Origin of the sequence: Marinobacterium sedimentorum (genome assembly GCF_024267675.1) — a bacterium.
Taxonomy (GTDB): Bacteria; Pseudomonadota; Gammaproteobacteria; order Pseudomonadales; family Balneatricaceae; genus Marinobacterium_A; species Marinobacterium_A sedimentorum.
In genome coordinates, this window is the sequence record NZ_JALDYX010000044.1 from 1 (window position 1) to 21,123 (window position 21,123).

Annotated in this window: 15 protein-coding genes; 2 read left to right on the forward strand and 13 right to left on the reverse strand. The window is 59.9% G+C overall.

Going from position 1 to position 21,123, the window contains the following annotated elements:
- Positions 1 to 740 precede the first annotated feature (740 nt).
- Positions 741 to 2,207 carry a two-component system sensor histidine kinase NtrB gene (locus MRS74_RS21685; protein WP_254582375.1) on the forward strand — a complete coding sequence of 489 codons (1,467 nt, stop codon included), beginning with the start codon at positions 741 to 743 and terminating at the stop codon, positions 2,205 to 2,207.
- A 61-nt stretch (positions 2,208 to 2,268) separates the two neighbouring features.
- Here MRS74_RS21685 and MRS74_RS21690 read toward each other — a convergent pair whose 3' ends face one another.
- From MRS74_RS21690 to MRS74_RS21750, 13 genes are all read right to left on the reverse strand, one after another.
- On the reverse strand, positions 2,269 to 3,909 hold the full coding sequence (locus tag MRS74_RS21690; protein WP_254582376.1) for an alpha-glucosidase: 1,641 nt from the start codon (positions 3,907 to 3,909) through the stop codon (positions 2,269 to 2,271).
- A gap of 186 nt (positions 3,910 to 4,095) precedes the next feature.
- Entirely contained in the window at positions 4,096 to 5,685 is a 1,590-nt protein-coding gene (locus MRS74_RS21695; RefSeq protein WP_254582377.1) for an alpha-amylase family glycosyl hydrolase, read from the reverse strand.
- A 101-nt stretch (positions 5,686 to 5,786) separates the two neighbouring features.
- The gene (locus MRS74_RS21700) at positions 5,787 to 6,911 is read right to left on the reverse strand and encodes a Gfo/Idh/MocA family protein (protein ID WP_254582378.1); all 1,125 of its coding nucleotides are present in this window, start codon (positions 6,909 to 6,911) and stop codon (positions 5,787 to 5,789) included.
- 110 nt (positions 6,912 to 7,021) lie between these two features.
- On the reverse strand, positions 7,022 to 8,122 hold the full coding sequence (locus MRS74_RS21705) for an ABC transporter ATP-binding protein (RefSeq protein WP_254582379.1): 1,101 nt from the start codon (positions 8,120 to 8,122) through the stop codon (positions 7,022 to 7,024).
- 29 nt (positions 8,123 to 8,151) lie between these two features.
- Complete coding sequence (locus tag MRS74_RS21710) at positions 8,152 to 8,982, reverse strand: carbohydrate ABC transporter permease (RefSeq protein WP_254582380.1); 831 nt, start codon at positions 8,980 to 8,982, stop codon at positions 8,152 to 8,154.
- The gene (locus tag MRS74_RS21715) at positions 8,982 to 9,998 is read right to left on the reverse strand and encodes a carbohydrate ABC transporter permease (protein ID WP_254582381.1); all 1,017 of its coding nucleotides are present in this window, start codon (positions 9,996 to 9,998) and stop codon (positions 8,982 to 8,984) included. The genes MRS74_RS21710 and MRS74_RS21715 overlap by 1 nt, the downstream gene beginning before the upstream one ends.
- 120 nt (positions 9,999 to 10,118) lie before the next feature.
- Positions 10,119 to 11,384, reverse strand: coding sequence for an ABC transporter substrate-binding protein (locus MRS74_RS21720; protein ID WP_254582382.1), 1,266 nt, complete (start codon positions 11,382 to 11,384; stop codon positions 10,119 to 10,121).
- Between the two features lie 134 nt (positions 11,385 to 11,518).
- Positions 11,519 to 12,568, reverse strand: coding sequence for a Gfo/Idh/MocA family protein (locus MRS74_RS21725; protein ID WP_254582383.1), 1,050 nt, complete (start codon positions 12,566 to 12,568; stop codon positions 11,519 to 11,521).
- Positions 12,568 to 13,347, reverse strand: coding sequence for a ThuA domain-containing protein (locus MRS74_RS21730; RefSeq protein WP_254582384.1), 780 nt, complete (start codon positions 13,345 to 13,347; stop codon positions 12,568 to 12,570). Before MRS74_RS21730 ends, MRS74_RS21725 begins: the two co-directional genes overlap by 1 nt.
- Before the next feature lie 239 nt (positions 13,348 to 13,586).
- Positions 13,587 to 14,816 carry an MFS transporter gene (locus tag MRS74_RS21735; RefSeq protein ID WP_254582385.1) on the reverse strand — a complete coding sequence of 410 codons (1,230 nt, stop codon included), beginning with the start codon at positions 14,814 to 14,816 and terminating at the stop codon, positions 13,587 to 13,589.
- 245 nt (positions 14,817 to 15,061) lie between these two features.
- On the reverse strand, positions 15,062 to 16,069 hold the full coding sequence (locus tag MRS74_RS21740) for a LacI family DNA-binding transcriptional regulator (protein ID WP_254582386.1): 1,008 nt from the start codon (positions 16,067 to 16,069) through the stop codon (positions 15,062 to 15,064).
- Between the two features lie 580 nt (positions 16,070 to 16,649).
- Positions 16,650 to 18,284 carry an alpha-amylase family glycosyl hydrolase gene (locus MRS74_RS21745; RefSeq protein ID WP_254582387.1) on the reverse strand — a complete coding sequence of 545 codons (1,635 nt, stop codon included), beginning with the start codon at positions 18,282 to 18,284 and terminating at the stop codon, positions 16,650 to 16,652.
- Positions 18,284 to 19,414: an ABC transporter ATP-binding protein gene (locus MRS74_RS21750; protein ID WP_256558041.1), complete on the reverse strand. Its 1,131-nt coding sequence runs from the start codon at positions 19,412 to 19,414 to the stop codon at positions 18,284 to 18,286. Before MRS74_RS21750 ends, MRS74_RS21745 begins: the two co-directional genes overlap by 1 nt.
- Before the next feature lie 524 nt (positions 19,415 to 19,938).
- Between MRS74_RS21750 and malE the strand changes: the two genes are divergently transcribed.
- Positions 19,939 to 21,114 carry a maltose/maltodextrin ABC transporter substrate-binding protein MalE gene (malE, locus tag MRS74_RS21755; protein ID WP_254582388.1) on the forward strand — a complete coding sequence of 392 codons (1,176 nt, stop codon included), beginning with the start codon at positions 19,939 to 19,941 and terminating at the stop codon, positions 21,112 to 21,114.
- Positions 21,115 to 21,123 lie beyond the last annotated feature (9 nt).

The window sequence follows — 21,123 nt, forward strand, 5'->3', positions numbered from 1 at the left end:
TGCCGCCGACAGGCTGTGTCATAGCCAAGGGGAGGCGGGTACAGCGCAAGGATGAGCCGCTGAGTCAGCCGCTGGAAGGTCTGGTACCTTAGCGGGCGGCGCAGCTGCTGTTTTCCAGGCTCGATCTGCACGTCTGTTCATCTCATCTAGCCTTGCCGCCGACAGGCTGTGTCATAGCCAAGGGGAGGCGGGTACAGCGCAAGGATGAGCCGCTGAGTCTGCAGCTGGAAGGTCTGGTACCTTAGCGGGCGGCGCAGCTGCTGTTTTCCAGGCTCGATCTGCACGTCTGTTCATCTCATCTAGCCTTGCCGCCGACAGGCTGTGTCATAGCCAAGGGGAGGCGGGTACAGCGCAAGGATGAGCCGCTGAGTCTGCAGCTGGAAGGTCTGGTACCTTAGCGGGCGGCGCAGCCGCTGCTTTCCAGGCTCGATCTGCACGTCTGTTCATCTCATCGAGCCTTGCCGCCGACAGGCTGTGTCATAGCCAAGGGGAGGCGGGTACAGTACAATTTGGCGCAGTTTCAACTGTTAACGCCGGCTGTTTTTTTGCCTGAAAAGAGAAAAAGGCTTGTCATCGTGCATTGAGCGGGTTGGTGCTGTTGGGAATGTTGGTCGGGTGGTGTTTGTTTGAGTCGGCAGTGCAATAGCAGCGTTAGGGTTATTGGCAGACTTGGGTTTATGTAACATCCCCGACGAGCCCTGAAATGCCATTACTATTTTCTCTGATTATTGAATGTAGAGATGAAAAAATACTTATTTTTGACGCTGCTTTTTCTGCAAAGCCAAAACCTTTACGCTGATCTGATCACGCTGTTCAAAGATGACGATGGCAAAACCAACTGGCAGTATGTCGCCAACTGGTCGAGCGGCATTCTGATCATTCTGCTGTCTATCGCGGCAATCAATCTGTTCGTTATCTGGCGCCGGGTGCAAAAGTCCAACCGCGCCCTCCAGGCCATCCGCAACAATCTGGAGCAGCGGGTGCTGGAACGTACCGCCACGCTGGACGAATCCAACCGCCTGCTCAAGGAATCCAATCAATTGCTGGAGCAGGAAGTGCAGCAGCATGTGATTACCTCAGGTCTGCTGAAATCCTCCGAGTCCTATATTCGCAATATCCTCAGATCCATGCCGCTGATGCTGATTGGCCTGAACAGGCGGGGTCAGATCACGCAGTGGAACAGCAAGGCCGAGGAAATCTCCGGTATTGCGGCTGGCGATGCGCTGGATAAAAACCTCTGGGACCTGTATCCGTCCATTACAGTGTCACCGCGCCAGATCAGCCAGGCGATGGACAATAACGAAACCATTTCCTTCAAACAGAGTCAGCCCGGCACCTACCATTTTGATATCACAGTCTATCCGCTGCAGGATCACAGCGAGAGCGGTGTCGTTATTCTGGTGGATGATGTTACCAAACGGGTGCTGGCGGAAAACATGCTGATCCACCACGACAAGATGTCATCCATGGGCGAGCTGGCCTCCACCATGGCCCACGATATCAACAAGCCACTGCAGGCCATTCTGTTTGATCTGAGCAGTTTCCAGAGTCTGCTGAGTCAGGGCAACGGCGCAGGTACCGAGTCGGATCGGGGGCGCGAGCTGGACAAGTTCAGCAGCCTGCTGGCGGATGCATCGGAAAAGGGCCAGCACGTCGAATCCATTATCAACAACCTGCTGTCCTTTGCCCGTGGCCGCACTGAAGTCAGCCAGCTGGCGCATCTGCCGGACATCATGGACCATACGCTGGAGCTGGCGAACGACGTGCTGAGCGCGCCGTCGCAGTTGCGTTTCCGGGATATCCGCATTGATCGGCAGTATGAGGCCGACCTGCCGATGGTGTCCTGCTACGTGACCGAGTTGCAGCAGGTTTTTCTGAGCCTGTTCCGCCACGCCTGCAATGCCCTGGGGCAGGTGGAGGCGGCGGACCACGAGCCCTGTATTCGCATCGAGCTGAGTACCGAGTACGAGTCGCTCTGGATTCGCATTCATCACAACGGTGTGGCCCTGAGTGGTGATGAGCAGATGCACCTGTTCGAGCCCTATTTCAGTGATCAGGCAGCGGATCAGGCCTTCGATGCCGGCAAGCGACTGTCGTTCTCCTACTTTGTCATTACCGAGCAGCATCAGGGTCATATGGCGGTGACCTCGGATGCCGAATCCGGCACCAGCTTCCACATCGAACTGGATCTGGCGCAGCGGCGCTAACCGTCGGCGAAGACCTCGCGCGCCGTCCCCGCCGCTGTTCTGGCAGGGAGGGGCGGGGAACTTAGCTCAGGATGGCGAAGGCCTCGTAGGGTTCAAGGCTGAGCTGCGGGCCTATCCGTTCCCTTGAGCTGTAATTGCCGATCAGTGCCTGGCCGCTGACCTGCATGCCCGGCGGGACATCCAGTTGCAGCCCCGTGGCACCAAAGTTGGCGACCACGCTTAGGGTCTGTCCATCCAGGTGGCGGCTGTAGGCGAACAGCTGCGGGTGTGCTTCGAGCCAGGGTTGATAGTCGCCGTCCACGATCAGCGGCAATTCCTTTCTGAGCTGTACCAGGCGCCGGTAATGGGCATGGATCGATGCCGGATCCAGGCAGGCCTGTTGGGCGTTGATCCGGGTGTAATTGGGATTCACGTCGATCCAGGGGGTGCCGCTGCTGAAGCCGGCCTGGGGCGCATCCGACCACTGCACCGGCGTGCGTGCATTGTCGCGTCCGTTTGCATTGGCACCGGCGATAAAGTCCTGTGGCGATATGCCGGCGGCGACCTGCAGCTCATAGTAATTCAGCGTTTCGACATCCCTGAACTGCCCGATCTCGGTGTAGACGGCATTGGTCATGCCGAATTCCTCGCCCTGGTAGATATAGGGCGTGCCTTTCATCAGGTGCAGCACGGTCGCCAGCATCTTGGCCGACTCGACCCGGTATTGCTGGTCATCGCCGTATTTCGACACGGCGCGGGGCAGATCATGGTTGCCCCAGAACAGCGAGTTCCAGCCGTCTTCCGCCAGGGCTGCCTGCCATTTGTTCAGGGTGCGTTTCAGGGCGACCAGGTCAAAGGGCTTGGGCTTCCATTTGCCCAGCTTTTCGTCCCATTGCTGGCTCACATGCTCGAACTGGAACACCATCGACAGCTCGCTTCGATCGCGACCCGCGTACAGCAGGGCATTTTCGGGGGTGGCGCTCCAGGCTTCGCCGACCGTGACGACGTCGCGTCCGGCCAGGGTTTCCCGGTGCATTTCCTGCAGGTACTCGTGCAGGCGCGGGCCGTCGGCCAAGATGCCGCGGTCGATGTCCTTGCCGATCAGGTCGATCACGTCCATGCGAAAACCGGCGATGCCGCGGTCCAGCCACCAGTTCATCATGCTCCAGATTTCGGCGCGCAGGGCCGGGTTTTCCCAGTTCAGGTCCGGCTGCTTGCGGTCGAACAGGTGCAGATAGTATTGCCCCGTGCTGTCGTCCAGGGTCCAGGCCGGGCCGCCGAAGAATGACTGCATATCATTGGGCGGGCCGCCATCGGCCGCCGGGTCGCGCCAGATGTAGAAGTCGCGCTTGTCGGCTTGGCGACCTGAGCGCGCATCGACAAACCAGGCATGCTCGTCCGATGTATGGTTGACCACCAGATCCATGACGATACCGATGCCGCGGTCGCGGGCTTCACTGGCCAGGCGGTCGAAGTCATCCAGGGTGCCAAACTCGGGCGCAATGTCCTGATAGTCGGAGATGTCATAGCCGTTATCGGCCATGGGAGATCGGTATACCGGCGATAGCCAGATGAAACCCACTTCCAGATCCGCCAGGTAGTCGAGTTTGGAGATGATGCCGGGAATATCGCCAATGCCATCACCGTTACTGTCGCAGAAGCTGCGCGGATAGATCTGATAGGCGGTGGCGCTTTTCCACCAGGGTGCTGTAGTTTTTGACATCGGGGTCTCCTGTGGCTGACAAGGGGCGTCGTCGGTTGCCGCCTTGCAAGCTCAATATCTATGCCCGCCCTGTTCCAGCCCGGCTCGGTGGCAGCGAGCAAGGGCGGGATAGTGCGGGGAACAAAGCCAAAAAAGGCGGGCCTGGGCCCGCCGAAAATGCCGCATCAGGGCATTGGGTGCATCGGATCAGAGGCGCAGGATGGCAAAGCCATTGCCTGACAGCTGCACGCTGCCATTATCCAGGGTGGCGCCTTCGCCGAGCAGGATCGCCTCGCCGGCGCAGTCGAGCTGGTGCGGATCCGCGGACAGGTTGAACACACAGAGGAACTCGCCGCCGCGCACGAACGACAGTATGGGCTCGTCCGTCGTCTGAAAGACGGTGTCGCCGGTTCTCAGGCTTTCGTGCTCGCGGCGCAGGCGCAGCATGCGGCGGTAGAACTCCAGCACCGAGCCATCGACATCCAGCTGGGTATCGACGCTGCGCAACGCCTGCGGTGCCTTGACCGGCAGCCAGGGCCTGGCGTCACTGAAGCCGGCATTGGCCGCGGCCTGTTCCCAGGCCATGGGTGTGCGGCAACCGTCGCGGCCCTTGTCCTCGGGCCAGAAGGTCAGTCCCTGGGGGTCGGTCAGCTCGCTGTACTCGAGTGCGGTTTCAGTCTGGCCGACCTCTTCACCCTGATAGAGGCAGATGGAACCCTGCAACGACAGCAGCAGCGCGCCCGCCTGTTTCGCCAGCGCATCCTGGCTCACGGCATGGGGCATCCAGCGGCTGACATGGCGTACCACGTCGTGGTTGGAAAAGGCCCAGCAGGGCCAGCCGTCCGGCGCCTTGGAAAAGAAGGTTTCGATCTGCCCCCTGAAGTGGGCGGCGCTGTAGTTGAAACCGAGCATCTCGAACGAATAGGCCATGTGCAGACGATGGCCCGTGGTGTATTCGCCCATCATCTCGACGGCATGATGGGACTCACCCACCTCACCGACCAGCGTCCTCGCATCGAACTCATCCAGCAGCGCGCGCATCTTCTGCAGAAACGGCAGGTTTTCCGGCTGGTTCTTGGAAAACAGGTGGTACTGCATGTAGTAGGGGTTCCATTCGGGCTTGTCCTTCTTGCGGTAGTCCGGTGGGTCGCTGCGCAGCAGGGCGTCGTGGAAGTAGAAGTTCACGGTATCCAGACGGAAACCGTCGACACCGCGCTCCAGCCAGAAACGCATGGTGCCCAGCAGCCATTCCTGTACCGCCTCGTTGTGGAAGTTGAAGTCCGGCTGCTCCTTGAGGAAGTTGTGCAGATAGTACTGCTGGCGGCGCGGTTCCCACTGCCAGGCGCAGCCGCCGAAGATGGCCTGCCAGTTGTTCGGCGGGCTGCCGTCATGCTGGGGATCGGCCCAGACATACCAGTCGGCCTTGTCATTGTCGCGGCTCATCCGGCTCTGCTGGAAGAACGGATGCTGGTCGCTGGAGTGGGACAGCACCTGGTCTATGATGACCTTGAGTCCCAGATCGTGGGCCCGCGAGACCATGGCATCGAAGTCCGCCAGGGTGCCGAAGCTTGGGTCTATATCGGTGTAGTCGGACACGTCGTAGCCCATGTCCGCCATCGGCGAGGTGAATATCGGCGACAGCCAGATGGCCTCGATACCCAGGTCCGCCAGATAGGGCAGACGTGCGGTGATGCCGTTCAGATCGCCGATGCCGTCGTGGTTACTGTCCTGATAGGAGCGTGGATAGATCTGGTAGGTCACCGATCCTTTCCACCAGTCGGCGTGTGCGCTTGCCATGAGAAAGCCTCCCAATATTGGCTGGGTACAAGTGTGGATAGCCCCCCGGAAACGGCCGATGCCGCGTGCGGGGGAGGTCATAATTCGTTTAAGGCCGGGACTCAGCGCTCGAGTGCAGACCAGCAATTGTCGTTGTCATCCGACGCCAGGCAGGCCTCGATGAAGGCCAGATCGTTGATGGCATCGCCGACATCGGGAAAATCCCCGGAGCCGCCCTGCAGTTGCTGGCGGATTTCGCCGTAGATATTGGCGAAGGCTTCGAGGTATCCCTCGGGGTGTCCGGCCGGCACCCGGCACAGGTGCTGTAGCGACGGAGGAAATCCTGCACCGTTGCGGCTCAATATTTGCCGTGCTGAACCGTGTTCGGTGAACTGCAGCTGGTTTGGATGCTCCTGCTCCCAGGACAGGCTGGCCTTGTCGCCGATCAGGCGCAGGCGCAGCGCGTTTTCGGACCCCACCGCCACCTGCGATGCCCAGAGCGCACCGCGGGTGCCGTTGCCGAAATCCAGCGTCGCCTGAACGTTATCGTCCACCTGTCGGCCCGGCACGAAGCGGGTCAGGTCGGCGCAGACGCGTTCGGCCTGCAGTCCGGTCACGAAGCTGGCGAGGTTGTAGGCATGCACGCCTATATCGCCAAGACAGCCGGCGCGGCCGGCCTGCTGCGGATCGGTGCGCCACTGCGCCTGTTTCTGGCCCATCTGCTCTATATTGTCGGTCAGCCAGTCCTGGATGTATTCGACCTGCACCAGCCGCAGTGTGCCCAGGGCACCATCAGCGACGATCTGCCGTGCCAGCCGGATCATTGCATTGCCGGTGTAGTTGTAGGTCACGGCCAGTGTGCGGCCGTTCTCGCGGGCGATGGCCTCGAGGTCGCGGGCTTGCGACAGGGTGGTGCTGAGCGGCTTGTCGCAGATCACATCGATGCCGGCTTCGAGAAAGGCCCTGGCGGCGGCGAAGTGCAGGTGGTTGGGGGTCACGATCGACACCGCCTGGATGCCGTCGATCCGCGCGGCTTCGTACCGGGCCATGGTGGCGAAGTCGCCGTAGACGCGGTCTTCCGGCACGCCGAACAGTGCCCCGGAAGCGCGGTTGCGTTCGTCGTTGGATGAAAAACAGCCGGCAACCAGGCTGAAGCCGCCATCGAGGCGCGTGGCCAGGCGGTGGACTTCACCGATGAAACCGTTGATGCCTCCGCCGACCATGCCCCAGCGAATCGAATCTGTCATGGATCTGTACCTTGATTGATGGAAGGTCGCGATGTGGGAGCCTGGTCGTCCGGGCGAAGCGGATTCCTAACCCAATCGCCCACAGAGTGGGCTCCCACAATCGATCTCCCTTAATTTGGTTTCGACGTTTCCAGCCGCGTCACCGCCTCGCCATTGGCGTCGAACAGGTGGCAGCGCTCTGCTGGCAGATAGATAGTCAGGTCTTCGCCGATTTGCGGGGACTTCTCCCCGGCAACCGCGACCACCAGCGGCTGCTCGCACAGCTCGGATGTCAGGTAGAGCATGGTTTCATTGCCCAGGTGTTCCACCACGCTGATCTGGCACTCGACCGCCAGGGCACCGGGCAGCGGGCTCAGTTCTATATGCTCGGGACGGATGCCCAGTGTCGCCGGCCCCTGGTGCTGGAACGGCACCTCGAAGCTGCGGGGGTTGTCGCAGGGGGTCGGCGTCATCTGGCTGCCCTGGGCGTTGACCTGGACAAAGTTCATGGTCGGCGATCCCATGAAGCCTGCGACAAAGGTGTTGGCCGGGTTGTTGTAGATCTCCAGCGGGCTGCCCACCTGCATGATCTGGCCCTGATTCAGCACCACGATCTTGTCGGCCATGGTCATGGCCTCGATCTGGTCGTGGGTGACGTAGATCGAGGTCGTCTTGAGCTTCTGGTGCAGCTTGGTGATTTCGATGCGCATCTGTACGCGCAGCGAGGCATCCAGGTTGGACAGCGGCTCGTCGAACAGGAACACGTTGGGCTGGCGCACGATGGCGCGGCCGATGGCGACTCGCTGGCGCTGGCCGCCGGACAGTTCCTTGGGTTTGCGCTCGAGCAGATGCTCGAGCTGCAGGATGCCGGCAACTTCGCGTACCTTCTGGTCGATGGTCTGGCTGGATTTCTTCTCCAGCGTGAGGCCGAAGGCCATGTTGTCGTAGACGCTCATGTGCGGATAGAGGGCGTAGGACTGGAACACCATGCCGATACCCCGCTCCTTGGGCGCCATCGCATTGACCCGTGTCTTGCCGAAGTAGAGGTCGCCGCCGCTGATGTCCTCCAGGCCTGCGATCATGCGCAGCAGGGTGGACTTGCCACAGCCCGACGGGCCGACAAAGACGACGAACTCGCCGTCGTTGATGCTGAGGTCGACGCCCTTGACGGCGTGGAAGCTATTCAGGCCTTTGTACACTTTGTCGAGTTTTACGAATTCGATGCTGGACATAATCTTGATCTCTTATTGTTAAACCTTGATCAACCCTTGACGGCACCGGCCGTCAGGCCTTCGACGATCTTGCGCTGGAATATCAGCACCAGCGCGATGAGCGGCACCGTCACCACCACCGAGGCGGCCATGACCGGGCCCCAGGGCAGCTCGTACTGGGAGTCGCCGGATATCATCGAGATCGCCACCGGTACGGTGCGGTTTTCGTTGCTGAGGATGAAGGTGATGGCGAACATGAACTCGTTCCAGGCACCGATGAACGCCAGCAACCCGGTGGTCACCAGCGCCGGCCAGAGCACCGGCATGAAGATGCGGGTGATGATCTGCCAGGGCGTGGCGCCGTCGACGATGGCCGCTTCCTCGAGATCCTTCGGGATGCCGCGCATGAAGGTGGTCAGAATCCAGACCGAGAACGGCAGCGAGAACACGGTGTAGGACAGGATCAGGCTGCCCAGGCTGTTGTAGAGCCCGAGCATGCGGATCAGCTCGAACATGCCCGACAGCACCGCCACCTGTGGAAACATCGAGACGCCGAGCACGGTCAGCAGCAGCAGGGTGCGGCCACGGAAATGCACCCGCGCCAGTGCATAGGAGGCGGTCACCGCGATCAGCAGCGAGATCGCCACGGTCGCAAAGGACACCAGCGCCGAGTTGAGGATGTTGTGGAAGAACGGCTGTTCCTTGAACACCGACAGGTAGTTGCGCAGGTCAAAATAGGCCGGCGTGTAGACATGCTCGCCGGTGCCGGCGCCGAACGAGGTCGCGACGGCAATGTAGAACGGAAAGATGGTGTAGAGCAGCAGGGCCAGTACCGCCAGCGCGAATAACGCCCGGCCAGTAAGCAGTTTGAGTGTTTTCATCAGTGGTCTCCCGATCCGTCCAGTTTCAGTCGTGTCGCGAAGATGTAGAGCAGTGTCAGGCCGAACACCATCAGGAACAGCAACGTCGAGGCGGCAGAGCCGTAGCCGATCTGCTGGAAGTCGATCAGCGCCTGGCGGGCATAGACCGACATCACTATGGTGTCTTCACTGTTGGAGGTCAGGATGTAGACCAGGTCGAAGATGCGCAGCGCGTCGAGCAGGCGGAACACCACGGCCACCACCAGCGCCGGCTTGATCAGCGGCAGCGTGACCTTGAAGAACACCCGGATCGGATGGATGCCGTCGACCCGGGCCGCTTCGTAGCAGTCCTTGGGCAGCATCTGCAGCGCGGCCAGGGTCAGCAGCGCCATGAAGGGGGTGGTTTTCCAGACATCGACGGCCACGATGGTGCCGAGCACTGTGTCGGGATTCACGGTCCAGGCGATGGGTTCGCTGATGATATGCAGAGTCATGAACAGATCATTGATGACGCCGAACTGGTCGTGCAGCATCCAGCCCCACATCTTGGCCGACACCACGGTGGGGATGGCCCAGGGAATCAGGATGGCGGCGCGCACCAGGCCACGGCCGGGGAACTTGGCGTGCAGAATCAGCGCGACCAGCACGCCGAGCACGGTTTCGATCGAGACCGAGAACAGGGTGATGTAGAGCGTATTCCAGACTGACTTCCACCACAGACTGTCAGCCAGCAGGCCGTACCAGTGGCCGTTGTCGTAGACCAGGTAGTTTTCGAAGCCGACGAAACTGTAGCTGTCGATATTGGAGAGCGTGGCATCGGTAAAACCGAGATAAATGGTGCGCAGCAGTGGCCAGCCGGCGACAAAGGCCAGGCCGATCATCATGGGGGTCAGAAACAGCCAGGCGGTGCGAATGCGCTGGCGTGACAGGCCGCTCTGTTCGGCCTTCGCCCGACCCGCGCTGGCGTCCAGGCGGGGCAGGGCCGGCGCCTTGGCGGCTGTCTTGGTGCCCTGGGCACCGATCGATGAAGTATCCATAAGACGTAACCTTTGGGAGGCTGTTGGTCCCGGCCCGGTTCTGTGACCGGCCGGGCCTGGCAACCGCCTGATTTATCGGCAGGAGAGTGGCCTGCAGGCCGGCACTCCTGACCCGGAGGCTTACCAGCGGCGACCGCGGATGCGCTCGAGTTTGCTTTCAAGCTGGCTCAGCGAGTCCGCACCATTGGCCTTGCCGGAGAGTACCCGGTGGGCGGCGTTCCAGAACTCGTTGGACACCTGGTTGTACTTCTCGCCGGTGACGCTGGAGGGCCGGGCGACGCTGTTTTCCAGCACTTCGCGCATATTGGCGAAATGGGGGTTGGCCGCCAGCACGTCGGGATCTTCGTACAGCGCGGCGATGGTCGGCAGGCGGCCGTCAACGATGGCGCCATTGCGCTGGGCGTCCTTGCCGGTCACGTAGAGCACGAAGTCGGCCGCGACATCGAGGTTTTCCGAGTATTTGGATACGGCCATCTGCCAGCCGCCGAGGGTGGCGCTGTGCTTGCCGTCCGGGCCCATCGGCAGCGGCGTGATGCCGATCTTGTCTTTCACCGCGCTGCCCTCGCCATTGCCCAGCGCCCAGGCGTAGGGCCAGTTGCGCATGAACACCGAATCGCCGCCCTGGAAGACGCGGCGGGCGCCCTCTTCGTCATAGTTCAGCACGCCCTGGGGGGTAATGTTGCCGACCCAGCTGCCCGCCAGGTCCAGCGCAGCGGCGCTCTTGGGGTTGTTGACGGTGATCTGGCCGTCAGCATCGATGATGGAGCCGCCGCCAAAGGAGTTGATCCACTCAAGGGCGTCGCAGGTCAGCCCCTCGTAGGCCTTGGCCTGGAACACATAGCCCCACATCCGGTCATGACCGTCTTCGCGCTCGGCCTTCTGGATAAGCGTGGCGGTGGCGGTCATCTGCTCCCAGGTTTTGGGCACCGGCTGGTTGTATTTTTCCAGCAGGTCCTTGCGGTAATAGAGTACCGGCGCATCGGTGTACTGCGGCATGGCGACCAGTTTGCCGTTGTAATGGTTGTTGGCGATGACCGATTCGAAGTGCTCCTTTTCGGCGTCCTGGGTGTAGGGGTCCAGGTCGGCAAGATGGGCGCCGAGGATACCGGGCCAGACGACGTCGACATCGAGAACATCCAGGTCGGCGGACTTGCTGCCGAGGATCTGCTGGTACAGCGCCAGTTTTTCGCTGGACGAAAAAGGCACCGTAACAATATTGACGCTGTGGCCGCGGGACTGGGCCCAATCCTGTGCGTTTTTCTCGCAGGAGGCGAAGCCGGCGCCGGTGGAGCAGGGGATGTTCAGAGTCACGGCCTGGCTGGCGCCCGCCAGCAGGGCCGTGGTGAGCGCGGTGGAGGTGATGAGCGCGTGCGTGGTTTTTTTCATTGTTTTGTTCTCTTGTAGTTATAGGTTGTCTAGCTTGAGAGCCGAGCTTGAGTGCCGGAGCCTGGGTGTTGCGCAGGTGTGGCGGCCGGCCTGAAATTGGCCGTCAGACCCCTGCGGTCTGACGGCCGCAAAAATTAAACGATCAGGGTGCGATCCTCCCGGTCGGATTCGAAGCAGGTATCAAGCACCCGCTGCAGCTCGGCGCCGCGGGCGAAGTCGGGCTGGTCGTTGTGGCCGCGCTCGATACTGCGGATAAAGCGCTGGTAAATGCTGGGGCTGGCAGCACAGTCGACGGCTTCAAAACGGGCCCGGTTGACGTTGCTGCCCTCGCACAGCTGCAGCTTCTCCCAGCCTTCGTCCATGTTGATGTCAATGGTTATGGCGCCCGTGTCGCCAAAGATGCGCAGGCGCAGCGAGTTGTCGTGGCCACAGGCCCAGCGGGTCGTGTGGACCGTGCCCAGGGCACCGTTGGCAAACTCCACCCGGATCAGCGCGCTGTCATTGACATCGAGCGGGAAGTCGCCGATACGGTCGCCGTCCGCCTTGTCGAAGCATTTCAGTTTGCAGTTGACAGCACTGATCTCGCCGACCGGGAAGCTGGCAAAGTCCAGGATATGGATGCCGACGTCGCCCAGCACACCCTTGCTGCCGTGCTCGCTGGACAAGCGCCACAACCAGCGCGGGTCGGTGCGCCAGTCGCCCCAGGCGTTGCTGCTGAGCCAGCTCTGCAGGTAGCTCGCCTCGACGTGCATGACGCGGCCAATGAGGCCATCGCTAATCAGTTCACGGGCTCGCTGCAGCGCAGCCGAATCGCGGTAGCTGAGGTTGATCATGTTGATGACGCCGGCGGCCTGGGCCGCGGCCGCCATCTCGGTGGCGTCCGCCTCGCTGGTGGCCAGCGGCTTTTCGCACAGGATGTGCTTGCCGGCGGCAATGGCCTGCAGGGCCGCGTCCTTGTGGTAGCTGTCCGGCGTCACTATGGTGACCGCGTCCAGGTTTGCCTGCGCCAGCATCTGTGCCAGGTCTGTATAGACCTCGCTGATGCCGTGCTCGGCGGCGAAATCACGGGCGCGCGCAGCATCCAGGTCGCAGACTGCGACCAATTCGCAGCCCGGTACTGTACTGAACTGCCGGGCCTGATGGCCACCCATGGAACCGGCACCGACGATACCGAGACGAATCATTATTTAAACCCCTCTTCGCCGGGCTTGTGCAGGCTCTCGCCCTTCACCTCAACCGGGTTCGGCGCCTGATCAGGCGGCACGTTGGGGCAGCTGTCGATCCAGCTGGAACCTTCCGGCTGCGCCCATTTCACGGCGTTTTTCAGTACGCGCCTTACCTTTTTATCGTAGTAGATCGGGTAGGTCTCGTGGCCCGGGCGGAAGTAGAATATCTTGCCGTTGCCGCGGCGGTAGACGAGTCCGGAACGGAACACTTCGCCGCCCTCGAAGGCGCTGATGAAGATCACTTCGTCGGGGTTCGGTACTGCGAAGGGCTCGCCGTACATCTCGGTGTGGGGCAGTTCGATGTAGTCGCCGACACCCTGGACAATCGGGTGGCCCGGGTTGACGACCCAGAGGCGCTCGCGCTCGCCGGCTTCACGCCATTTCAGCGAGCAGGTTGTTCCCATCAGGCGCTTGAAGATCTTGGCGTAGTGGCCGGAGTGGAGTACCAGCAGCCCCATGCCTTCGAGTACCCGTTTCTGTACGCGGTCGACGATTTCGTCGCTGACCTGGCCATGGGCGCAGTGGCCCCACCAGAGCAGCACGTCGGTATTTTGCAGCACCTCGTCGGTAAGACCGTGCTCGGGGTCCTGCAGCGTGACGGCGATCGCCTCAATGGACGGGTCTTCGTTGAGAGACTGGGCAATGCAGTTGTGCATGCCATCCGGATAGATTCGGGCGACGACTTCGTTGGTCTGTTCGTGAACATTCTCACCCCAGACGGTAGCGCGGATAGGCATCATCAAACTCCACTTAAACGGTGTTTTGTTGTTATTCCAATACAGCGGTCAGGCTGTGTTGATCTTTAATGGATAAACCAAAGTTAAACGTTTACGTTATTAAAGTAAACGTTTACTCATTAAAGTTTTAAATTCTGCTTTGTGGGTCGATTTGCTCGATCTATCGTCAGGTAGCCGATGCCGGGTGCAGATGGTTGCCCCGTCTGTGCCGACGCCTCAGCCTGAGCGCACCACGGTGTTCAGGGCTGCGGATCGTTAAGCCGGCCGATGAGCGGTGGCAGGCTGTGCGGCGCAGGATTCGCAGCTTGGGGGTCCTGCGTTGCACGGATCCCCTGCCGGCACAGGATCGCCGCCAGCAGCGCGATAATCGCGCCGCACCAGAAGGTCTGTGTTGGCCCCAGCGCCTGCCAGAGGGCACCGCTGTACAGGGCACCGACCGCATTGCCAAGGCCAATCGCAACGCCTCCGTACAGGGCCTGACCCTGGCCGGCATGGCCGTCGCTGAAATAACGCCGCACCAGTTCGATGGCGGCGGCGTGGAAGGCGCCGTAGGTGGCACCATGCAGGGACTGGGCGAGCAGCATGATGCCCGGCTGGTCCGCATAGCTGCCGATAAGCCACCAGCGCAGTGCGGTCAGCAGCAGGCTGGCCAGCAGGATCGATGGCAGGGCGCACCGGCCCAGCAGACGGTGCATCAGCAGGAAAACACCGACTTCCGCGGTGGTGCCGAGCGACCACAGCAAACCGATGGCGGTGCCGCTGTAGCCATGGTTTGCCAGATGGATGCTGAAAAAGGTGTTGTAGGGGCCCTGGGACGCCTGCATCAGAAAGCAGGTCAGGAAGAAGATCAGCACCTCCGGGCGGCGCAGGATGGCGACGAAACTGCCGGCCGGCGGGCGCTGTTGTACCCGCGTGGCATCGTCGCTGACCGAATAGGAGGCCAGCACGACCAGCGCCAGCAAGGCGATGATAAACCAGGGCAGGTACGCAATGCCGGTGATGTCGAGTAGGGCCCCCAGTGCCATGACGGTGACAATGAAACCGATCGAGCCCCAGAGCCGGATGCGGCTATAGCCATCTGGCCGTCCACGCAGGTAACCGAGTGTGAGGGCTTCGAACTGCGGCCCCATGGCGTTCCAGAAGAAGCCGAACCCCAGCAGCACCAGCATCATCCAGCCGGTGCTGCCATCGACAAAGACACCCAAGAAGCAGCCCAGAGACAGCCAGGCACCGAGTCGGACAAAGCGCATGCGCTGGCCGGCGCGATCCGCCAGATAGCCCCAGATATAGGGAGCAATCAGCTGGGTACCCATCAGTATGGCCATCAGGCTGCCGATCGCCGCGTCATCGTGCCCCTGGTGCCTGAGGTAGAGCCCCCAGTAGGGCATCAGTGCACCGATGACGGCGGCCCAGAAAAAATAGAAGCCGGATAGCTGCCAGTAGGGCAGGGTCGTTTCCCGGTGTGACATGACCGTTTTTTCCTGTGAATGAGGCGGCGCGCCTGTTGTTGTACTGAGATAGTAAGCGTTTACGTGCTGGCCAGGGAAGAGGAGAGGGTGTCTTTATCTGAAATGGATGACAGCGGATCCGGCACAGGGTGCCTGGGTTCAATCTGGAGACTGTAGGAGCTCGCTCCGCGAGCGAATAACCGTGGTGCCGACTCCGTCCGCCAAGAGGACTCGGCTCCCACGGGATGTTTCAATTGCTCGCAGGCTCAGGCGCTCTGGCGGTGGACCAGCCTGACCGGCAGCATGACCTGGCGCGGTGCCACGCCATTGATGGCGTCGGCCAGCAGCTTCACGGCCTCGACGGCCAGCTCCGGAATATCCTGATGCACCGTGGTCAGGTTTTCGGCCAGTTGCGGCAGGTCGTCGAAACCGGTAACTGCAACATCCTCGGGCACCCGAATGCCGTGATCCTCGAAGGCGGCGATGGAACCCAGCGCCTCTTCATCGGTTTCGCACACCAGGGCATCAAAGTCGAGCGGGCCCTGCTGCAGGATCTGGCGCATATGGCGGTAGGCCACCAGGGTGGGATTGTGGCTGAAGGGTACGGTGATTTGACGCGCCGGCTGCAAGTCCGCTTCGGCCAGCGCGCGCAGGTAGCCATGAATACGGTGAAGGGGGTCGTGTTTGGATCCCAGAGCATCACCGATAAAGGCAAGGCGGCTGTGGCCCTGGCTGAGCAGGTAGCGGGTGATCTGATAAATGCCGTTCACACCGTCGGTCATGATCGACCAGCCGGGATCCGGCTGGTCGATGCGGATATAGGGAATCTGCTGCGTTGTCAGGATCTGCGGGCGCGAGTCGCCGGGCTCCTTGCCCAGCAGGATCGCGGAACCGGCCTGCTGCTGCAAGGCGTCTGTCTCGTCGTAACTGAAGGATACCGGTACCATGCCCTGCTTGTGCAGCGCCAGGGTAAGATTGCGGTACAGCAGGTTGTAGTAAGGACGCAGTTCAAAACTATGCCGCTCCATAGAAATGCCCACCACCGCATTCTTGCCACCGATCAGCTGGCGTGCCGCGGCACTGGGCTGGTAGCTGATGTCCTGGCTGATCTGCAGAATGCGGGCGCGCAGCTTCTCGCTGATGCCGGGTTTGCCGTTCAGCGCCCGGCTGACCGAGGCGATCGAGACCCCCGCGGCTTTGGCGATCTCGTGAATGGTCACGCTTTTATCCGCCGCAACAGCGCTGGCCGGGGTCTTGTCTTTAGCTGATGGCATTCTGTCGATCCTTCCTTGGACAGCAATCGGCAGGGGTTGCCTTACGAGGCTGTCCGACAACACTTAATCTACTGTGAATCACCTGGGGGTGGAGGGTGCGAGCCAGGCACGCGGCCTTGAAGCTACGGCGAACCAAGCCGACAGGCGGCTGGTAATCGTTTACGTCAGGCAGTATACCCGCATCCTCGCGCTTAACGGTAGGGCTGGCCAGCTTCGGCTGCACCGGACTCAGCCAGAGGCGGTTGCACAACCCGTAGATGAATGAAAGCGCTCATCCCGCCAGCATGAAGTGGGTATGGATAACTCGGTGGCCAGGGTCATGGGAGTCTGTCATGGCCAGTGCCATGCCCAGAGCCCCTATACAGGCCCACAGTTTGCAGGCCCAGAGGGAGGGGTGTCGCAATACAGCATGGGCCGGCGTGTCGGGATCGTGTTGCAGCAGGCTAACCGCCTGAGTGCCAGATTAGCCCGTACCGGGGTGGCGCTCCTTCGGTGACGTATCGTTGTGGATATGCCCTGAGTGCGGCGGGAGGCGGTGAATCCGGAGTCTTGTTTTCAAAACCGGATCCACCCTATGGCTTCAGACCAGGGCAACTCTATAGTCACCCGGCTGCAGTACCCCGGTGTCGCCGCCGAACTGGAGTTCACCGTGAAGGGGCGCGACCTGTACCTCAGTGTCTCCAAGATTGATATGGACAACCAGTTCGCGGTCATCCAGTGAACGCTGGTAGGCGATAACCCCGGGCTCGGACGCCAGGAAGCAAAAGGTACCGCGCCGGGCGACGGCATGCTGTTGACGCCAGTTCAGCAGTCGTTTGTAGAAGCTGTAAAGGCTGGAGGGAGCCTTTTTCTGCAGGTCCGCCGCCTTGTCTGTATGTTCTGCTGCGACGGGAAGCCAGGGCTTGTGACCGGAGAAGCCGGCGTAGGGTGCATCCTGTCTCCAGACCATGGGCGTACGGCAGCCATCGCGGCCCTTGTAATCGGGCCAGAAGGTGATGCCGGGGGGGTCGACCAGGTCTTCGAATGCCAGGTCGGCTTCGGTAAGTCCCAGCTCTTCCCCCTGGTAGATGCAGGGCGTGCCCAGCAGCGTCGCGAGCAGCACGGCGTAACCCTCGAGCGACCGCTGCGACGCTGTCGATTCCCCGGCCTGGAGCCAACGGCTCGCCGTGCGCCGGACGTCATGGTTGGACGTTGCCCAGCACGGCCAGCTGGAGGCCTGGTTGGCGACGAAAGGCGCAAGTTGCTCGTTGATAAAGCGGGCGCTATGGTCCGGCCCCATCAATGCGAAGCTATAGGCCGTATGCAGAAGATCGGGTCCATTTGTGTACTCCAGCATGCGCTCGATTTGCCGCTCGCAGCCGATTTCGCCCAGCAGAATCGCCTGGTATTCGTCACAAAGTGCCCGCATACGATTCAACCAGGACAGATTTTCCGGACGTGACTTGTCGTAGTAATGATGCTGATGGTCGTAGACCGAGTGAGATCGCTCCTGATGCTCGCGGGTCATGCTCTGAATATTGGGTGGGTTGTCTCGCAACTTCTGGTCGTGGAAGTAATAGTTGGCCGTATCCAGGCGAAATCCATCGACTCCCCGCGCGAGCCAGAAGCGCATGCTGTCCAGCAGCGCGTCCTGCACCTCGGGCTCGTGGAAGTTCAGGTCAGGTTGTTCCTTCAGAAAATTGTGAAGGTAGTACTGACGACGACGCGTGTCCCATTGCCAGGCACTGCCGCCGAAAATCGAAAGCCAGTTGGTCGGTGGCGTGCCATCGTCTTTCGGGTCTGCCCACACGTACCAGTTGGCTTTGGCGTTGGTCCTGTCCTGACGGCTCTCCTGGAACCAGGGGTGCTGGTCCGAGCTGTGGCTGAGCACCTGATCGATGATGACACGCAGGCCGGCGCCGTGTGCCTGGGCGATCAGGGCATCAAAATCGTCAAGGCTGCCGAAAATGGGGTCGATATCGCAATAGTCGCTGACATCGTAGCCGAAATCCTTCATCGGCGATTTGAAAATAGGCGATATCCAGACGGTATCTACGCCCAGTTCGGCCAAATAGCCGAGACGTGCTGCAAGGCCGTTGAGATCGCCAATGCCGTCGCCGTTGCTGTCCTGAAAGCTGCGCGGGTAAACCTGGTAAATGACGGCATCCTTATACCAGTTCGCAGGGCGCAAGCTGAGGTCAATAGGGGAGTTCTGTTTAGTCTGTGAATCACTCATTAAATACGCTCGACTAATTTTTCAGCTACGGAGTCAATTGCTTTTTCGGTGCCGGGATCGAACAGACGGATCTCGGAGGTTTTCAGCGAGAAGCGGACGTTTGCACCAGCGTGCATCGGGCTGGCATCGCTGAAGCGCGCCGTGAGTACCCGGTCGTCGCCACACCTAAACTTGACGAACTGGTCCACACCGGTGACTTCGACCTGCATGGCGCGCAACTCGATCGTTTCACCGCTGTTGTCCAAATAGCAATATTCGGGCCGGATACCTAGCAGGACTTCTGTTCCATGCTGGAGTGGGGTGCCATCGTAATGGGGGACGTTCACGCGGTGAGGAATGCCATCGTCCGACAGGAAACATACGCTGAGTGCCTGTCCGTTTCGCTCTATCTTGCCCTTTAGAATGTTCATCGGTGGAGAACCCATGAAGCTCGCCACGAATACATTGGACGGGTTATGGTAGATCTCGTCCGGTGTTCCGTACTGCTGGATGCTGCCGCCGTTGAGCACCGCGATCTGGGTGCCCATCGTCATCGCTTCAACCTGATCGTGCGTCACATACACGAAAGAGGCGCGGGTTTTCTCATGCAGGGCTTTCAACTCGGCGCGCATCTCCACACGCAATTTGGCGTCCAGGTTTGAAAGCGGTTCGTCAAACAGGTACAACGAGGGGTGGCGTACAAGTGCGCGCCCGATCGCAACGCGCTGGCGCTGGCCACCCGAAAGCTGGCCGGGCTTGCGATCGAGCAAATGGTCGATTTGCAGTTGCGACGCAACCTCCTGGATCTTGTTGCGCTGTTCTTCCTTCGGGACACCTCTGACGCGCATGCCGAACGCGATGTTTTCCCGTACGGTCATGGTGGGGTAGAGCGCGTAAGACTGGAATACCATCGAGATGTCTCGATCCTTGGGCTCGACCTGGGTCACATCGCGACCGGCGATCTCTATCGAGCCCGAGGTGGTCGTTTCCAATCCGGCAATGCAGTTCAGCAGTGTCGACTTTCCGCAGCCCGAGGGACCCACCAATATCAGGAAGCCACCGGCTTCCATATCGAGATTGATGTCATTCAATACCTGTACGGTATTGTCATATGTTTTTTCTAACGCGTTGATTTTTAATATTTTTATCATCAGCTTAAGTGTTCCAATGTGGGATTTGCAGCGGCCTTTGTGAATTGCCGCCAACCCGACCTGGTGCATGTGTATTCGCTACGCGGCCTATCCATTCAGCCGGGTTGTGCTGTTTAACCTGATCAATGACAGGTCTGCCGGTCGGGCGAGAGCAAAAGGCGTCGCTCTACAGTTCAAGGCGATACTATCGTCCAACTCAAACCGATTGCAACAAAAATTTAAATCGGTTGTATTTTTTGCATCGGGTCTTGATTTGTCCGTTTTGAAGCGGTTTAATTAGTGGCGTTGGCAACCCGCTTGGCTCCACTCCGGGTGGATTTCGAGCATTCTCGCCTACCAATGTTGATTCATAACTCATTGTAATAGTTTGTTTTTATTGTTTAATGGGTTGTGTGGTCGGGCGGTGAAATACATGCCTTATGGGTAGGGTTAACGTCTGAGGTTCTGAGCGATTTAAATCGCTATGACTGTGCGCGCTCGTTCCGGCGCAGCAGAGAAAAATAATCACAATAATGGAGAACAAAATGAATCCGAAAATGCAGAAACTGCTGGCGACAGTCGTTCTGACGACCACGGCATCCGTGAGCCATGCCTTCCAGGATGGAAAAATCGTGATCTGGGGCGCAGGAGAAGCTCGCGGCCAGGCTGCCTGGGAAGCGATTGGCCAGAAGTTTGAAGAGGAGACCGGCGTTGGTCTGGTCATCGAATCGCCTGATCCGGTTCCAGACAAGTTTCAGCAAGCGGCAGCGACCGGGGACGGACCGGATCTCATCTTTTTCGCGCATGACCGTTTTGGTGAGTGGGCCAGCAGCGGACTGCTGAGTCCCATCGAGATCAGCGACGAGGTTCGCAGTAATATCGAAGATATTGCCTGGGATGGGGTAACCGTGGGCAAGAGCGTATATGGATACCCGATTTTCGCTGAAGCCGCCTCTTTGATCTACAACAAGAAGCTGATCAAGAATGCACCCAGCTCCTTTGAAGAGATTCTGGCTGGCGTTGATATGCCCGAAGGTGTAGCTCCGATTCTCTGGGACTACAACAACGCCTATTTCTCTTTTCCTCTATTGGCTGCAAATGGTGGTTATGCCTTTAAGAAAGTTAACGGCGTGTACGATCCGGCTGTGACAGGTGTTAATAATGCCGGAGCGATCCAGGGCGGCGAAATGATCAAATCGCTTATCGATCATGGCATGGCTACCGGTGTCGATTACGGCATCATGAGCGCCGAGTTTTCCAAAAACAAAGTTGCCATGGTGATCGATGGTCCCTGGGCATGGGAAAACTATGAAAAGGCCGGTATTGATTTTGGCTTGGCGCCCATTCCGACTATTAACGGTTCACCGGCAAAACCCTTTGTAGGTATCTGGTCGATTGGTGTAAATGCGGCGAGCCCGAATAAAGACCTGGTTAAACTTTTAATGGAAAGCTATGTTCTCACCGATGATGCCCTCAAAGCCCTGGTGGCGGCTGATCTAAACGGTGCAATGGTCGATAAATCGGTTGCTGCTACACAGGCAGCGGACGAACGGATCTCCATTACCCTTCAAAATGCTATAGGCGGCGTTCCGATGCCTAATAACTCTGAGATGGGTAGTTTCTGGAGTGCAATGGCTCCAGCGCTGGGTAATATCACCTCTGGGCGCCAGCCTGTAAAAGAAGCGCTGGATAACGCAGCAGCTCGCATTCTGGGCGAATAAGGCTCTTTA

Bases quoted from the DNA above. Each gene is read 5' to 3' on its own strand.
- MRS74_RS21720 (WP_254582382.1), bottom strand. From the start codon at position 11,384: ATGAAAAAAACCACGCACGCGCTCATCACCTCCACCGCGCTCACCACG.
- MRS74_RS21735 (WP_254582385.1), bottom strand. From the start codon at position 14,816: ATGTCACACCGGGAAACGACCCTGCCCTACTGGCAGCTATCCGGCTTC.
- MRS74_RS21685 (WP_254582375.1), top strand. From the start codon at position 741: ATGAAAAAATACTTATTTTTGACGCTGCTTTTTCTGCAAAGCCAAAAC.
- MRS74_RS21715 (WP_254582381.1), bottom strand. From the start codon at position 9,998: ATGGATACTTCATCGATCGGTGCCCAGGGCACCAAGACAGCCGCCAAG.
- MRS74_RS21750 (WP_256558041.1), bottom strand. From the start codon at position 19,414: ATGATAAAAATATTAAAAATCAACGCGTTAGAAAAAACATATGACAAT.
- MRS74_RS21710 (WP_254582380.1), bottom strand. From the start codon at position 8,982: ATGAAAACACTCAAACTGCTTACTGGCCGGGCGTTATTCGCGCTGGCG.
- MRS74_RS21695 (WP_254582377.1), bottom strand. From the start codon at position 5,685: ATGGCAAGCGCACACGCCGACTGGTGGAAAGGATCGGTGACCTACCAG.
- MRS74_RS21700 (WP_254582378.1), bottom strand. From the start codon at position 6,911: ATGACAGATTCGATTCGCTGGGGCATGGTCGGCGGAGGCATCAACGGT.
- MRS74_RS21725 (WP_254582383.1), bottom strand. From the start codon at position 12,568: ATGATTCGTCTCGGTATCGTCGGTGCCGGTTCCATGGGTGGCCATCAG.
- malE (WP_254582388.1), top strand. From the start codon at position 19,939: ATGAATCCGAAAATGCAGAAACTGCTGGCGACAGTCGTTCTGACGACC.
- MRS74_RS21745 (WP_254582387.1), bottom strand. From the start codon at position 18,284: ATGAGTGATTCACAGACTAAACAGAACTCCCCTATTGACCTCAGCTTG.
- MRS74_RS21690 (WP_254582376.1), bottom strand. From the start codon at position 3,909: ATGTCAAAAACTACAGCACCCTGGTGGAAAAGCGCCACCGCCTATCAG.
- MRS74_RS21730 (WP_254582384.1), bottom strand. From the start codon at position 13,347: ATGCCTATCCGCGCTACCGTCTGGGGTGAGAATGTTCACGAACAGACC.
- MRS74_RS21740 (WP_254582386.1), bottom strand. From the start codon at position 16,069: ATGCCATCAGCTAAAGACAAGACCCCGGCCAGCGCTGTTGCGGCGGAT.
- MRS74_RS21705 (WP_254582379.1), bottom strand. From the start codon at position 8,122: ATGTCCAGCATCGAATTCGTAAAACTCGACAAAGTGTACAAAGGCCTG.